Origin of the sequence: Aeoliella straminimaris, assembly GCF_024054565.1 — a bacterium.
GTDB classification, from domain to species: Bacteria; Planctomycetota; Planctomycetia; order Pirellulales; family Lacipirellulaceae; genus Aeoliella; species Aeoliella straminimaris.
In genome coordinates, this window is sequence record NZ_JAMXLR010000055.1 from 40780 (window position 1) to 56000 (window position 15221).

6 protein-coding genes are annotated in these 15221 nt (G+C 58.0%); 5 read left to right on the forward strand and 1 reads right to left on the reverse strand.

What is annotated here, in order from left to right:
* Window positions 1-221: 221 nt before the first annotated feature.
* Window positions 222-6674: a lamin tail domain-containing protein gene (locus NG895_RS15435; RefSeq protein WP_252853419.1), complete on the reverse strand. Its 6453-nt coding sequence runs from the start codon at window positions 6672-6674 to the stop codon at window positions 222-224.
* Window positions 6675-8102: 1428 nt separating this feature from the next.
* Here NG895_RS15435 and NG895_RS15440 point away from each other — a divergent pair.
* The 5 genes from NG895_RS15440 (at window position 8103) to NG895_RS15460 (ending at window position 14467) form a co-directional block, all read left to right on the forward strand.
* Window positions 8103-9092, forward strand: a complete 990-nt coding sequence (locus NG895_RS15440) for a DUF6807 domain-containing protein (protein ID WP_252853420.1) — start codon at window positions 8103-8105, stop codon at window positions 9090-9092.
* Window positions 9093-9110: 18 nt separating this feature from the next.
* Window positions 9111-10442: a Gfo/Idh/MocA family protein gene (locus tag NG895_RS15445; RefSeq protein WP_252853421.1), complete on the forward strand. Its 1332-nt coding sequence runs from the start codon at window positions 9111-9113 to the stop codon at window positions 10440-10442.
* 33 nt (window positions 10443-10475) lie between these two features.
* Window positions 10476-11432 carry a DUF6807 family protein gene (locus NG895_RS15450; protein WP_252853422.1) on the forward strand — a complete coding sequence of 319 codons (957 nt, stop codon included), beginning with the start codon at window positions 10476-10478 and terminating at the stop codon, window positions 11430-11432.
* Window positions 11429-12667, forward strand: a complete 1239-nt coding sequence (locus NG895_RS15455; RefSeq protein ID WP_252853423.1) for a mandelate racemase/muconate lactonizing enzyme family protein — start codon at window positions 11429-11431, stop codon at window positions 12665-12667. The genes NG895_RS15450 and NG895_RS15455 overlap by 4 nt, the downstream gene beginning before the upstream one ends.
* 447 nt (window positions 12668-13114) lie before the next feature.
* Window positions 13115-14467 (forward strand): PEP-CTERM sorting domain-containing protein, encoded by a 1353-nt coding sequence (locus NG895_RS15460; RefSeq protein ID WP_252853424.1) that lies wholly within the window; start codon window positions 13115-13117, stop codon window positions 14465-14467.
* Window positions 14468-15221: the final 754 nt, after the last annotated feature.

A 15221-nucleotide genomic window follows, 5' to 3' on the forward strand; every position in this document is an offset into this window, starting at 1 on the left:
CCACTAACTCGCTGGCTCGACGAGCAGTGGTAGCCTGCGCGTTCACGCAACACGCCAACTAAGCCTTCTCTTGGGTTAATCAACTACAACCGAGTATCGAACGACGGCACCCAGCCATCTTTCTGCGACAAGTTGTTCGCACACCCGACTCATCACGCGAATGCATACGTTTTTTGCAGAGGGTGATAGTTTTTGTTTGCGGGTCGTCTTCCCAGCTTCGCCTAAAGCACCGCAAAGGCATCATCTAATGCAGCCACTTCAACCTCGGTGTCTTCGTCATCATTCCTCTCGTCCAGACCGCAGCGGAGGGAGGAGTAGCGATGAGGGGTGTGCGACGGTTCAGTCCGTCTATCATTGGAAGCTAACAAAATCTCCAGGTCATTGCGATGAAATTCGCCGCTCGTTTCCGGGATTGCGGTGATCTCAGGCCTGCCTTGCGCAAATCCCCTCCACTCGCGAGGGGGGTATGGAACTGGGGCAACGCCCACGGGCGATCTTAAGGCGTCGGGCGAAGACTCCCGAGGCTGGCGAGCCGTCGCCAGGCCGTTGTCCACCTGGCTCTCAGCCCCGCTGTACGACACGAGCACCGAAGCAGGCTCGAGCTCCTGCGGAGTGGCGGCAACCACAAGCGAGGCGGGCGAAGGGGCCGTCGCCCCCAGGTTGTTTCTCCAAACCACATAGTCGCCAAGATCAACCACCCCGCTGGCGTTTCCGTCGGCGTTCAGGTAAACGGTCGTGCCAAATCGACTCTTCCATTCGGCGTAGTCTGCCGTGTCCACCACTCCATTCCAGTCGTAGTCGCCTGGGATTGGTGAGACGATGACATCAATCAAGTACGTCACATCGGCTAACGTGACCGCAAGGTCGTTGTTCAGGTCGAAGTAAGCCAGCGAACTTCCGCTTTCCACCGCTTCGGCCAGCATCTCCAGGTCTTCGAGATCCACCACACCGTCGCCGGTAAAGTCGCCCATCTCGGCGGTGAACCCAACACTGCCCGGGCTGGCAGCCAGTGCCCGCCACGATTGCCCGTCGTTGCCGAAGGCGGTGGCGGCACTGCGCTGTAGCGAGAAACCCGCGTCGGACGTCGTTGGCCAGGGGGCTTGGTCGTCGTATAGCACCTCGTCGATCAGGACTAACGGGATGAAATCGGGGGCATCAGGCGGTGGGGCGTCGGGGGCCTGCAGCTCGATCCGCGATCCAGAGGGCAGCAAACTTCCCGAATAGGGGCCCACTAAAGTCACATCTCCTGCAACCCCGTAGTGGGCCCGGAAGGCGCTCGCCTTGCTAGCGTCGGCCTGGGGATCAAACCCGACCACCACAAGGGCCTCGCCCGCGGCGAGCGTTTCTCCCGGCTCGAACGCGAACAGCACGTCTCCATCCAACATGTAGTTGGCGAGATCTATTGGCGCAGACGATCCGTTATACAACTCGATGAACCGCAGTTCGTCGGAAGTCAACGTGGGGTCGAGGGACTGCGCCCCCGGCGAGGGATTGCCTGCGTCCGCTTCGACTTCCGAGATGATCAGACCGCTCGGCGCGTGCGGTCCGTTCACTTCGCCCAGCGAATTGCTGGCAAGTGGTGCCAAGCGGCCCGAGCCGTCAGTCACTCGCCCCAATGTTTGGCCATTAAACGTAGCGCCAAAGTCGACCGAGTCGACGATAGCGCTCGCGCCCCCCAGCCCGTCGGGAATCGCGAGATACACGTCGTCGCCTTGTTCGGCATCCAGCGCAAACGGAATCTGACCGCCACTCGGCACAGCCGGATTGAAATCGTTCTCGTCGAACACCATATACGCCCCGGCAGCCAGGACGGTGCCGCCGGGAATGGGGTACTTCAGCAAAGTCCCACCGGCGTCGCTCAGATACCAGCCGCCGATGTCGATATCATGATTGGTACTGTTGTACAACTCGATCGCATCAAGTTCGGGCGTTGTCGCGTGCGACAGCACCTCGTTGATCACGACGCCCATCGGCCCCGCGCCGGCGGCACCCGGCGTGCCACCCCATTCGGTACTGGCCCGCCAGCTATACCATTTGCCCAGTTCGCTGGGGGGCGTGTTGTAGGGATCGGTCAGTTCGAGCGTCGCCCCGTTTCCATCGGGGGCTTCGCTCCAGGGGTTCCCATCGAGATAGGAAACCGAGACCAGAACGTTGCCCACACCATCGCGCAGCTCGAGCGTCTCGCCCGAGTTGCTGACTCCGCCACTCCACTCTCCCAGGATCGGAATCTCGGTCCCATAGCGCGCCTGGAAAGAAGCGATATCCTCGACGACGACCGCTCTTTCACCCGCAGCAAGAGAGACATTACCGAATGTGTAGCTCAAGCCATTCGCCAAAGACATGTTCAGCAGATTGACCGTCTGCGATGGGTGGGTGTTCAGGACCTCGATAAACTCAAAGTCATCGCCCACCACGCCCGGCAGAGCAGCGGACTCACTGGGGGTCGGGTCATAGGGATGGTAGTTGATCTCGCTGATCACCACCCCCTGCGATCCCGACGTGGCCACCAGCAGGGTGGCTTCGCTCAGGGGACTCCAGGTGCCACCCACGAGCGTCCGCGCCTTGACGGTAACCGACTGCGTGATGTCGAGCGAGCTGGAATACGCTGCGGCCGAACCGATGTTCACACCTCCGCCGAGCAGGCGCGGATCCTGACCATCCAAGGTGTAGTAGATGGTTCCCCCCGACGGGCTGTCCATGGTCAAATCGAAGCCGGAAGAAACCAGGCCGCCGTACTGGTTGAATTGTGGAGCGGAAATCGTGGGAAATAGCCCATCGGAAGTGAATCGACTGATGGCAAGGTTGTGGCTTTGGGGAAAATAGCCCACCACTTCATCGATCGACTGTCGCCAATGATCGACGGTCATCAAGGGGACTACCGTCGAGGGAGGCACGTTAACCACCTCGCCTTCTCGTGCGTCGCCCCATCTAGCCGATTCGCCAATAATGGCGGCCTCAACCTGCTCGGCTCTTGCCAACCACCGCTCAGTGTTGGCCTCGGTGGTCAACTCTCCCTCATTGAACATGTGCTTCTGCACCCGGTCGGCGAATCGGAGGCGAAACTCCGAACTGTTGCGCAAATTGACAAACAGTTCACCGGGTGTCGACGTGTTGCTGGCTTCGGTGCGATCGCGGAATCGGCCGTCCAGGGCGATCTCTTGATCCCAAGTGAAGAACTGATAACCAGTGCCAGGGTCCACTCGGTTGCGAGCGGCCACCCAGTTGTGCGACGGCCAGTCTTCGACACCCGCATACAAATGGAGAATCATGTAGTCGATAAAGTTGTCGACGTCCAAATACACCGTGCCACTCGGGTCATCACTGCCATCGGCATTGCGTCCCTGCAGTGCTTGGAACAACGTGTTTGCCGTGGTTGAATTGGCGGAGTCGATTTGACGCGAAATGGCGAACATCTGGTCATAAACATCGCGATTTCCACGGTAGAGCTCGTTGAAGTCGCGAACAATATCCCAATCTTCCTCTTCGCCTCCCAAGTGCGCTGCCAGGAAGGCATCGTCCGTCCGTTCGGCTGGGCTGTAGAGTCCCCAGTAGAGCCCATTGATGTACAGGTGGACGTAGGTGCTGCTGGGCGACAGACTTCCCATGGCGAGCTGGGTATCGCGCATAAATACATCGCGCGTGTAGGTGGAATCGAGCGGCGAGTAGCGTCCCGAAACGGTGCGAGTTGCGAAGCTGTCGGTGAACGACGCCCGCATGACTACGGTATTGATGTCCGCAAAGTCGGTGTTGTCGAACAGGGGATACTCGAGTCGTCCTGGTCCGTCGAACTCGGGATTGAAAATCAAGCGGAACGAGTGTTTCTTCAGCCGGTTGTTGTCGCGACTTGCGCTACCGTGCATCTGCACCCCAACGTTGTGCTGGAAGTTCTCGCCGGTTGCCGGATCGAAATACTCGATCGACCCCGGACGTCGCCAGGCCGAACCTTCGCTGGTGGCGTTGGGATAAATCCCATTGGCTGAATCCCACAAATCGTCATGGTCCAGCACGATAGACATGGTAGGGATCGATTGGAGAGCTTCGCGAATACCAAAGTCCGTGTTGGCCGGGTTGTTATCATCCCAGTCCGCGACAATGCGCGGATCGACCCCATAGTCGCCTGCAGCGTTCGCCTGCCAGAACAGCGGATAGTCGGGCGCAGTGGGGTCGCTAAGCGGATCTTGTACTAGTACATCTTGCAGGAAGACGTAGGTCGAACTAATCGACGACGAATCGGCAAATTGCACGCTGGTCGCCACGGCTCGCAAGGTGGTTGTCGAGTCGATGTCGATCGGCGTCGAATAGATGGAAGCAGCGGGATTTGTCGCTGCGGGCAAACTGCCGTCCGTTGTGTAGTAGATGGTCGCCATTGGTGTGGATGTTGTCAGCTCGACACTGAAAGGCGTGTCGTAGATTCCCCGTGGAACCGAAACATCCACCAAGTCGGTAAAACCTAACACCCCCTCTCCATTCACGCTGCCGGGAGTCGGGGTGAGGAAGTATCGGAATCCCTCCTCCGAGGTGGTGATGGATTGCAGCGTTGGCAGAATCAGAAAATCCTGGTCGCCTGCCTCGCTGTTCAGGCCATGAATCGCGAGGACATTGTTGCTCCCTTCGTTGAGTAGCGATTTGAAGGCTGTCAGGTCGAAATCCTCAACGGCTAGCGCCTCTGGAGTACTACGCTCCAATGTTGCTGCTGCATTGTACGCGGGAGGCACGCCCGCGGCCGTTGGGGCAAAGCGTCTCGCTACCTCCTGTCCGTTCAGGTAGGCCACAAACCCTGCATCGTAGCGCATGCCCAGCAGCAACTGATCCACACTATCGAGATCGGTCACGCTGAACTCATGACGCAGGTAGGCCGATGCGTTGCTATCGTGCATCTCGCCGCCAAGGTCCAGCCCCACCAGCCCCTCAAAAGTAGCCCTGGAGAGTTCGATTCCACACAGGGCCACGCTGCGGTTCGCCTCGTTCTGCACTCCACGGATCAACAGAGTACCCTGGGCGGAAGTAACCAGGGTGGCCTTCATGGTGTAGCTGTCGTTATCGGTGGGATTGATATCGCCATCGAAGACATAGGGCGACTGGATGTCCACCGACCCGCCGCTGCTCTCTTCGGTCCAGGTGGAGGATCTAGGGCCCCCGGCTTCGGAATCGAACACCCGCAGCAGCACGTCGTATTCCACACCTGGCACCAGGCCTTCGACCAGCAGTTCGAGCCCCGACCCGGCAGCGCCCGTGGAGAGGATGTGATCGTCGTAAATCTGGTCGAGCGTGAAGTCGCCACTTTCTGGCGGCAAGGGGCGGTCGCGATCGTCAAGTGCACCGCCATTGAACGGCGAGAATGTCAGCTTCACGCCATCGAACGTCGACCCGTTCTCGTCGAGTGTCATCTGCGAGTAGCCGAACTCGGTATTCGACTGTCCTGACTCACCTTGGGTGCGATCGTCGAAGTCGACGCGCAGCACTTGTTGAGCACCACCAGTGGAGTGCAGCGTATCACCTGTCTCCAGTCGCAACGCATTTAAGAACACGGCGAAGCTGGAAGAAAGCTCTTGGTCGCGCCGCCCCTGAAGTTGAATCTCCCCTTGCGCGTTGGCTTCTACCACCACGGCCATCTTGTAGCGGTCGTTATCCGTCGGCGAATTGCCCCCGCGGAAGGTATAGTCCTCCTGAACTACCACTCCGTTCGCGGTCCAATCGGACACACGATCCGCGCCTCCACTTACTTCGTCGTACGACCACAGGGTCACTGTATGGACGCTTCCAGGAGTGAGTCCGTCGATGGTCACGTCGAACCCGCCGGAATCTTGATCGCTGGAGAACACAAAATCTGTCAGTAACAGACTCTCATCGAAATCGCCATTGTTCGGAGGGCTGCCGCCGCGATAGCGATCTTGAAAACCCTCTCCACCCGACGCGTCGTCGATCGTCACGTTGTAGGCGCCAAAGTTTCGAGTGACCGAACCGAACTGCGTTTCACTCCCGCTGTTAATTACGTAAGGGGCGAACCCGGCATGCGTCTGATTGCTGGCGCCTCGGTCGTTGAAGTCGATCTGCAATAGCACCACCGAGGGTTCTTCGATCACATTCTCCTGATAGCCGGCTGCCACCGTCCCCGAGAGCCAACTGGCGTCGGGCGCAAAACCGGGGGAAACCCAACTCGATCCCAACGACGAATCCGCTGGCACCACCGCGTCTACGGGGGAACCGAAACCAACCAACTCGGTGGTCGCCAGGTACTCGCTGCCTATCCCATACGACACGTCGTCCCGCTGAGGTGGGAATTCGGGTGCAAACTCGCTGGCGATTGTTTGCCCATCAGGTTGCACCAGCGCCAGGTACTCCCCATCGGCGGACATGGCGAAATTCGTATGGAACTGGTTGCCGCTAATATCGCGGTCCTTGCCCGATGCAAAAACGACCAGATACTCCCCCGCCTGGAGGAAGTGCGAAGGAAACTGCCACTTGGTCAGATCCTCCTCATCATCCGTGAGATACCACCCCGCCAGATCGATCGCCTGATCGCCGCGGTTATTGATTTCGATCCAATCAGCGAACTCGCCGTCTTCGTCCTGCAGCGAACCATCGTTCGCTGCAAGCAACTCAGAAATGACAGGATCGGCGGCAAGAAGGTGCCGCTGTTCAAGTTCTTCGAAACGCAGAAAAGAGTACTTCACGCCAAGGTTCCCACCTGCCAGTCCGGAGCGAATTTTCTTGCGGAGTAAACACAAGCTACTTCGCATCTTAACCCACAACCCCCAATCAGCGTCCAGAAAGTTGCCAAAAATCGTACGCGTTTGAACCCGCAATCGAATCCAGCACCGCCACTTCGCTTCATTCGCCGAGGCGGCGTCTTGCCAAGCCAAGTGGGTTGCGGAGCATCATCGGGCATCGGTGACACATGTGTATTGACGACTGGCGAATATGGCTTACCACTTCAGTCAGCAACGGCATGACGCCCGGCGATTTGAAGTCCATCGTCCGGCGCAACGCAAACGAAAAGTCGTATTCTTGCAGGATATCGCTTGCAAGAATGGGCCCTTCTCTCACCCTCACCTGCGTTTAGCCGCCAAGACGAAATCGATACACTTCGTCCATTTTCCTTCACATTCTCCGAGATGCTTACTATAGTCACGTCCGGCGGACCGAAAACCGTGGGAGATCGGTCATAGCCTATTCTTCTGGTTTTCTTGATGGGCATTTTCTTTGCTGAGACTTCTGTGGACATAGAGCAAACCCCCCAAGCACCTGTTCGACGGGGGATAGTCTAGCGATACGCCGTTTTAGATCATTCTCCTTGTCAGCAGCAATTGAATCTTCGCGTCGGCAACTTCCGGCTATAGTCAGAGCTACCTGATCGACATCAACGGCGCCGACAATTCCATCACCGAGACTGGCTGGTCCGCCTTGGATGCACAGCAGACGGGCAGCGGAGCGACGACGATAATCGTTCCCAACTCCATGCGGTGGCATTTACCAATGTCGCAGTGCCCGAACCGTCGTCCGCCTGCTTGCTCGCCATCCTCACGGTTGCGGCGCCATGGAGTTCGGGCGCCTGTTGCGCTGACGTGCGCTCGTCAATGCACAGGAATGCAGCTCCACTTCCTGTTGGAATAGGTCGGTCGGTGTTCGTGCATTTTCTTTGCAGCGTAACTGGCGCATTCGCGGTCGTGTTCAGCTGGGGCTCCTGCGTTCCGAAATAATTGACGAAAGTGACGCACCTTGTGCCGCAATCGCACACATCGCCTCGCTGACCATTCGCTCAACTGTCGACAAGGTGAACTTCATTCGCTTCAGAAACCAAAGATCGTCCAGGACAGGTGAGAAAAACGACTTGCATATCGCCTGGGGATTCGAGATGCTGAACACGGGAACTCTCCCAACCGATTGGAGCGGTTCTTGAGAATGATTCAGCGCCACAGGAGAACCGGGCGAGAGATTTGCACAGGCAACCCCAATTGCTAGTAGCGGGCAACCAGGTCCGAATGGTGTGCCAGCAAGCCGACCCTTTTGGCCCGATGCGTTCGAAAGCGGTTCCCTCAGCAACACTGAGTCGTTTCGACTTGTGATGGTGTTTTGTATTAACCAACTCCAAGGGGCACCAGATGCGCAATCGACACCTTGTGCTTGTCCATCAATCGTCTTCTTACCTCGCTGCGGGTGTCGCAACTGTCGTGTTGACTGCTTGCCTCTCCTATTCGCACGCAGCTAACACCGACTCAACTGCGTTCAGTTGGCGACAAACGGATTCCGACGTTGCCTTGCTCGACGGCGAACAAGTCGTCTGGCAATTCAACTATGGCAGCAAGCTGGCCAAGCCCTACTTTCACCCCGTTTCTGTGGATGGGCGAACGTTAACTTGGAATAGCCCTCCGGATCATGTCTGGCACCACGGAGTGTGGTTCAGTTGGAAGTACATCGATGGAGTCAACTACTGGGAGCTCAACCCCAAGACGGGCAAGCCCGATGGGAAAACGTCGTGGTCGCAACCGCAAATCGAGACACGCGATGACTTTTCAGCGACCATAGAAATGGATCTCCGTTACGGGCCAGCGGACGGTGACCAGACACTTCTCGTCGAGCGGCGCACGATTGACATCTCTCCACCGTCAGACTCTGGTGAATTATCGATCGATTGGACTTCGCATTTTACAGCGCTCGCTGACGTGACGCTCGACCGCACTCCGGCAAGGCAGGGAAGGGGTGGAGGCTACGCGGGATTGTCGGTTCGCTTCGCAAAGGAATTGACGGACCGGCAAGCCATTGGTGTTGAGGGAACGCTCGAGTTTGGTACCGACCATCGTCATCGCGAATCAGGGGTGGCCGTGGACTACAACGGAACCATCGACGGGCAGCCGATTGGGCTGGCCTTCCTCGATCACGCCTCGAATCCCCGGTACCCAACTAAGTGGTACGTCATTCGCTATCCAAATGGAATCGGCTACATCAACGCCGCACTGCTGCATGACAACCCGCTAAAGCTGCAAGAAAACAAGGAACTGAAGCTCCGCTATCGCCTCATCGCGCATCCCGGTCAGTGGGATGCAAAACGACTGCAAGCAGAGCATGAATCGTTCGACGAAGTAGAGGACTAGCCCCGTTCGGAGGATACTATGAGTAAGTCAGGAATTAATCGCCGCGACTTCGCCAAGGCCACGCTCCTCGGTGCGTCCGGTCTCGCACTCCCAGCAATCGTATCACCGCGCGTCTTTGGCAAAGACGCCCCCAGCAATACATTGAGGATCGGTTGCATTGGCAACGGTCGCATGGGGCACGGTGACATGCAGGCAGTCCTCAGCAATGGGCTTCGCCCGGGGGCCCGAGCGCGGGTGGTCGCCGTGTGCGATGCCGACCGCAATCGCTCGCAGCACGCCCAGCGAGTCGTGAAGGAGTTTTACGTTGAGAAAACGCCGGACGAATCGCCTGCCGAGGTTGAGATCTTCGACGACTATCGCGAACTACTGGCACGCTCCGACATCGACGGCGTTACCATCTCGACCCCCGACCACTGGCACGGTCCCGTGGCTGTCGCTGCAGCGAAAGCTGGCAAAGACATCTACGTGCAGAAACCTCTTACTTATACGATTGGTGAGGGTCAGCAATTAATCGAAGCGGTACGTCGCAACAACGTCGTATTGCAGACCGGCTCGCAACAACGTTCGGATAAGAATTTCCGCCACGCCTGCGAACTGGTGCGCAACGGACGCCTTGGCAAATTGCAAAGAATCGTCGTCCGCGTGCCGACCGACAAAGGGACAGGAGACCCGACGCCCATGGAGGTGCCAGGCAACCTCAACTACAACCTTTGGCTTGGTCCCACGCCACTGGCCGAATATACCGAAGACCGCGTACATTCCCAATCGAGCATCGGCGCCCGTCCAGGGTGGTTGCAGATCGAACCTTACTGCCGCGGCATGATTACCGGTTGGGGTTCGCACATGTTCGACATCGCGCAGTGGGGTCACGGATCGGACGACTCCGGACCTATCGAGATGGAAGCCACCGGCGAGTTCCCCGATCGGGGACTGTTCAATGTTCACGTCGGTTTCCAAGCCCACGGACGATATTCCGATGGCGTGGAACTCATCGCCGTGAACGGAGACCCTGGTGTAACCTTCGAAGGGAGTGACGGCTGGCTTACCGTCGGACGCGGTTTTATCGAGGCGGAACACCCGGAAGTGCTGAAGAGCCAAATCGGCGACGACGAAACGCGTCTGTATGTCAGCAACAACCACATGGGCAACTTCCTGGATTGCATGCGCAGTCGCGAGGACCCAATCTGCCCGGTCGAAACAGGCCATCGATCAAATACCATTTGTGTGCTTGCGCACACAGCGATGAAACTGGAGCGGAACCTTAGATGGGACCCGCAAGCAGAGCAATTCATCGATGACCAGGAAGCGAACGAAACCCTGGACTACGAACATCGCGATCCATGGGCGTAAACGATCATGGCTTCTTAGCTGGAGGTAACTCGAATGCGTTCCTGCTTTTGCCTACTGCCGCTGCTCGTAATGTGCCATCACGTAGCGGCGCAAGACGCCGAATTGGTGCTGCAACGTGACGACGAGACGGGAAAGCTGTCCGTTCTTAGCGACGATCACGAACTGCTGACCTACCAATACGCGTCCGAGTTCGCCCTGCCACACATCTGGCCGCTGCGCAGTCCTTCGGGCAAATTGCTCACTGAGCAAAAGCCAGATCCATTCCCACACCATCGGTCGTTGTGGATTGCTGATCGCATCAAGATTGGCAGTGAACTTGATGTCGACTTTTACCACTGTTTCAAGAACTTCCGCCAGAGTGGGGTCCCAGAGTCGGGCTACAAGCACTTCATACGACACGAAGAATTCGCCGATGCAAAAGCTGATGGACAAACCGCGACATTCACATCGCGTCTTCGGTGGATCGTCAACGAATCGACGCCGGTCATTCACGAAACCCACACCCACCGCGTCGTGGCATTAGGAAATGGTGAGTACTTGCTCGACTTACAATGGGAACTGCGTCCCGCAAATGACAGGGAGGACTTGACCATCGTTAGCGACTGGGTGCACTACGCGTGGCCCTATCTTCGCGTTCATCCGCAGTTCAGCGGCGAAAATGGTGGGAAGATTCTGTCCGACACTGGCGCTCGTGGCCAGTCGCAGACCAATGACAAGTATGCTCGCTGGATCGACTATTCCAACACGGTCGAAGGTAAGAGCGAAGGGGTCGCCGTGTTCTCCTTCACCCAATCGGAACCCATCAAGTGGCTCACTCGTGAGTACGGCACTTTTGGTCCCCGCCGCCCGGATCGGCTGAGTGGAACTCGCTTTGCGCTCAAGCCCGAACAGCCACTAAAGGGACGGGCTGCGATTTTCGTCCACCAGGGAGATGCAACTGCTGGACGCGTCGCCGAGCGTTACCAGCAGTACGTGGAGGGACAGCTATGAGAATAAGCCGCCGTGAGTTTGTCGCCGCAACCACCGCAACAGCCGTGGCCGGAACCGTTGGGCGGCTTGCATTTGCTAAGGAGACACCTGGCGTGAAGATAGAACGTATCGATTTATTCCCGCTACGTTACCCGATGACTGGCTACTTCAAGTTCTTTACCGGACCGCATGGGTCCGCTGGAAGGGCGGCCATCGTGATCAAAGTCACCGCCGACGATGGTACGGTGGGCTGGGGCGAGAGTTTGCCAATCGCCAAGTGGAGCTACGAGACGCTCGAAACCGCCACCGTCGCACTGCGAGACTACTACGCGCCCGTGCTTGTTGACCGGGATCCCACGGACATCGAAGGGGCCATGGCCGCCATGGACGGGGCGATCGCACCTGGATTCTCCACGGGAATGCCCATTACCCGATCGGGTGTGGATATCGCCCTGCACGATCTGACCGGTAAACTCCGCGGACAATCACTCGCCGAGATGTGGGGGCGCAGTCCTGGCGGACCCATCACATTGAGTTGGACGGTAAACGTCAAGTCGCTCGATGATGTCGAGTCCGTTATGTCCGCAGGCCAAGAGCGTGGGTTCAGAAATTTCAACATTAAAGTTGCACCTGATCCCGAATTTGACGTCAAACTGGCCAAGCGGGTGCGCCGCAATGCGCCAGATGGATTCTTGTGGGCCGACGCCAACGGTGGTTACTCGCCGGAGGTGGCATTGCAGGCGGCTCCCCTGTTGGCGGACGCCGGAGTGGACGTACTGGAGGCACCACTTCGCCCCAATCAGATCCGCGGCTACCAACGGCTGAGACAGCAGGCCGCACTGCCCATACTCATGGACGAGGGCGTGGTAACACCGACGGACCTGGGCGAATTTCGCCAGCTAGGCATGTTCAATGGTGTGGCCATGAAACCGGCACGCTGCGGCGGCTTGCTTTCCAATAAGCGCCAGATCGAACTCTGTCTGGAACACAACTTGATGTGGCTTGGAAGTGGTCTGACCGACCCCGACATTTCGCTGGCAGCAACACTGGCCCTCTATTCCACGTACGGCCTGACGAAGCCTGCTGCACTGAATGGTCCACAGTTCCTCACCGCGAGCCCGCTTGCCAAGCCCTTGCGTATCGAAGGCGACCAAGCGTATCCACCGGCGGGCCCCGGTCTTGGCGTGGAGGTGGACGAGCAAGCGGTGAAAGAACTCATGGCGAAGACCGGCGGCGACACACTACTTCGGCAGTGAGGCCCCGCTGGCAAGAATTGTCCGGCGCGCAGGATTCGAAACGCCAGCCAATCACCATCTAGTCGTGTTCCTGTCGAGTTGCCGTACTCAGCTTCCTCAGAAAATGTGGGGGAAACGACCCGTCGGCGACGAGGTCTGGGGATCGAGGCTCAATGCGGCAGATCGAGAAGTTAAGCGAGCCGCTGCCGACTGAATTTATCCAGTGTATTTGCGATCTGGTACCGAAATCGCACGCCGCCGGCGGCTGGCCGCATAAGGCAATCGTTCAGCGAAAGGTGGAATTTTCTTCGCGACAAGCCTCGAATTGCTGGACATCGAGAGAATTGTTGGCCATACTGCCGAGGCAAGCTGGTGGCATTAGGCAATAAGTGCGTAGTGCCGCGCGGACAGATAGTATTTGGAGAGGATCGCTAACGTAGACGACGCAACTCATATCTGGAGGCGGTAATGCAACGTAGATTCACTTCGCTGAGCTGTATCGGTTTCTTGACCCTTCTCATCCCGACCGCCACGGTGGTCGCCTCTGACCTTCTAATCGACTTTGGTAACACCGTCGGTATCGACGATTCGCCGGCGCAAGCGGGTTACCAGACGTTCAATGCCGTTGACAAGGTGCTCAGCGGACCAACCGGCGTCGCTCGCACGGAGCAGTTCGCATCCGACATCGGAATTGGTGGTGTCGTTGACCTGACGGTGAGCATTCCGCCGGGGGCAGATCGGCCCATTTCCGTAGTTCCGGACAATCGCCGCGCCGTTAATCGCAGCACAGTTTCTAGCGGCAATCTTCCCGACCTCGCCCAAGATTGGATTGGCATCGACACCCGCGACGGCGACGGCGCCCGGGTGATGTCGTTCACGCTCAGCGACTTGGCCGCCGGCACGTACACAATGACCTCGTACCATCAGGATACCGGCAACCTCAATGGCACATTCGATGTTCTGGTCAACGGCGTCGCCTGGGACAGCGGCATGATGGTCGACGGCGATCCCGGCGCTGGTAACGACCCCGCGTCGGTACAGTACATGTTCGATGCTAACGGCGTCGACGACGTCAAATTGTCGTATGCCACGACCAGCGGTATCTTTTTCCTCGTCAACGGATTTGAATTGGCGTCCGGTGGCAACATGTTGAACGTCGATTTCCAGGCTACTGGCGGGATGACCGAAGCCGGCTTTATGTCTTACGACGCGGTAGACGGTGTCGATGGGGCTCCCGATGGTGTCACTCGCACCGAGTCTTATGCCTCCGCGCTGGGTAACGCGGGGATGGTTGACCTGACCGTAGAGATCGAACCCTTTGCTTTGGGCGGCCCGGCCGTCGATAGCAACGCCCGCGCCATTGATCGCACGGGCAACACCTACAGCGGAGAACTGGCCGACCTGGCGATCGACTGGATCGGGGCCGATGCTCGCAGTGGTGGCTTGAACGAGTCTCTGATGGTCACGCTCGGCAATCTCGAAGCTGGGGTCTACGAAATCACTTCGTACCACCACGATCCGCAAGACCTCATGGGAGATCTGAATGTGCTGGTCAACGGCGTGGAGACGGCTATGTTCTCCATGGGCAACGGTGACCCCGGCGTGGCAGCACCTCCGGCGTCGATTAGTTTCTTAGTCACTTCCGATGGCACTTCGCCGATCGACATTGAGTACGCTCTGGCAGAATTCTCGCTAGGTCCGCCACTGGAGGCATTTCCGCTGATCAACGGCATCGAGGTAACCCGTATACCCGAACCTGCCACATTGTGGTTAGCCGGGCTTGGCGCAATCGGCCTGATGGTGCTTCGCTTGCGCCGCTAGGTTACGGCGCATTCGTGAGCGGCTCGATACAACACGATTGAAGGCCATTTTTGGGGCTGACAGGCGTGATTTGTCGGGTGAGGTTTCGCTCGTGGGAAGCTCCTTTGAAGCGATTACCGCCGCTGCATGACTCATGCGAGCCAAGCAGATCGTGATCTGCTATCGCTTCACTGATGACTATTTAGACGGTCATTGGTCCCTTTGTTAACTTCGAGCCAGCCATAAAGCGCCGCTCCACGACCTCTGTAAGATGCCATGCGGATCGACGACTCCGGAAGTTGCCGCGGCGCTATTTCTCCACGTCGCACATCGTTCGACGCGGCCCGCAGTCTACGTAGGCAATGCACATTGCGCCAATGAGCACAAAGCGGATTCGAGATCTGCGCGTTAAGGAAAGCGCGAAGGAGAACCGGAAACCGTTGGAGTTCGAGCGACTGGAAGCTTGGCGGTAGCGCGCCTCACTCGCCGCCACAGTAGATTCTTCGCCGGCAGGGTAAGCTACCCGGCTGTTCCCAGCGGAAATGGTCTCTCAGGAAGTGGGTCAGGAGTCTCTGCAAATCGATGCGATTCTGGCATAAGCCATGGTGCCCCATCGCACCCCACAGGAATCGGCGATTCAAATCGCGATCAGGGTGGCCAACCATGGGTCCTGGACTGACCACAGGTCGTCCTGCCTGGCCTATCCCTGAGCGTGGGATCGACTACGATGGAACCGAAGTATTGAACGGCCAATGTTTAATCCGGAGTGCATCGG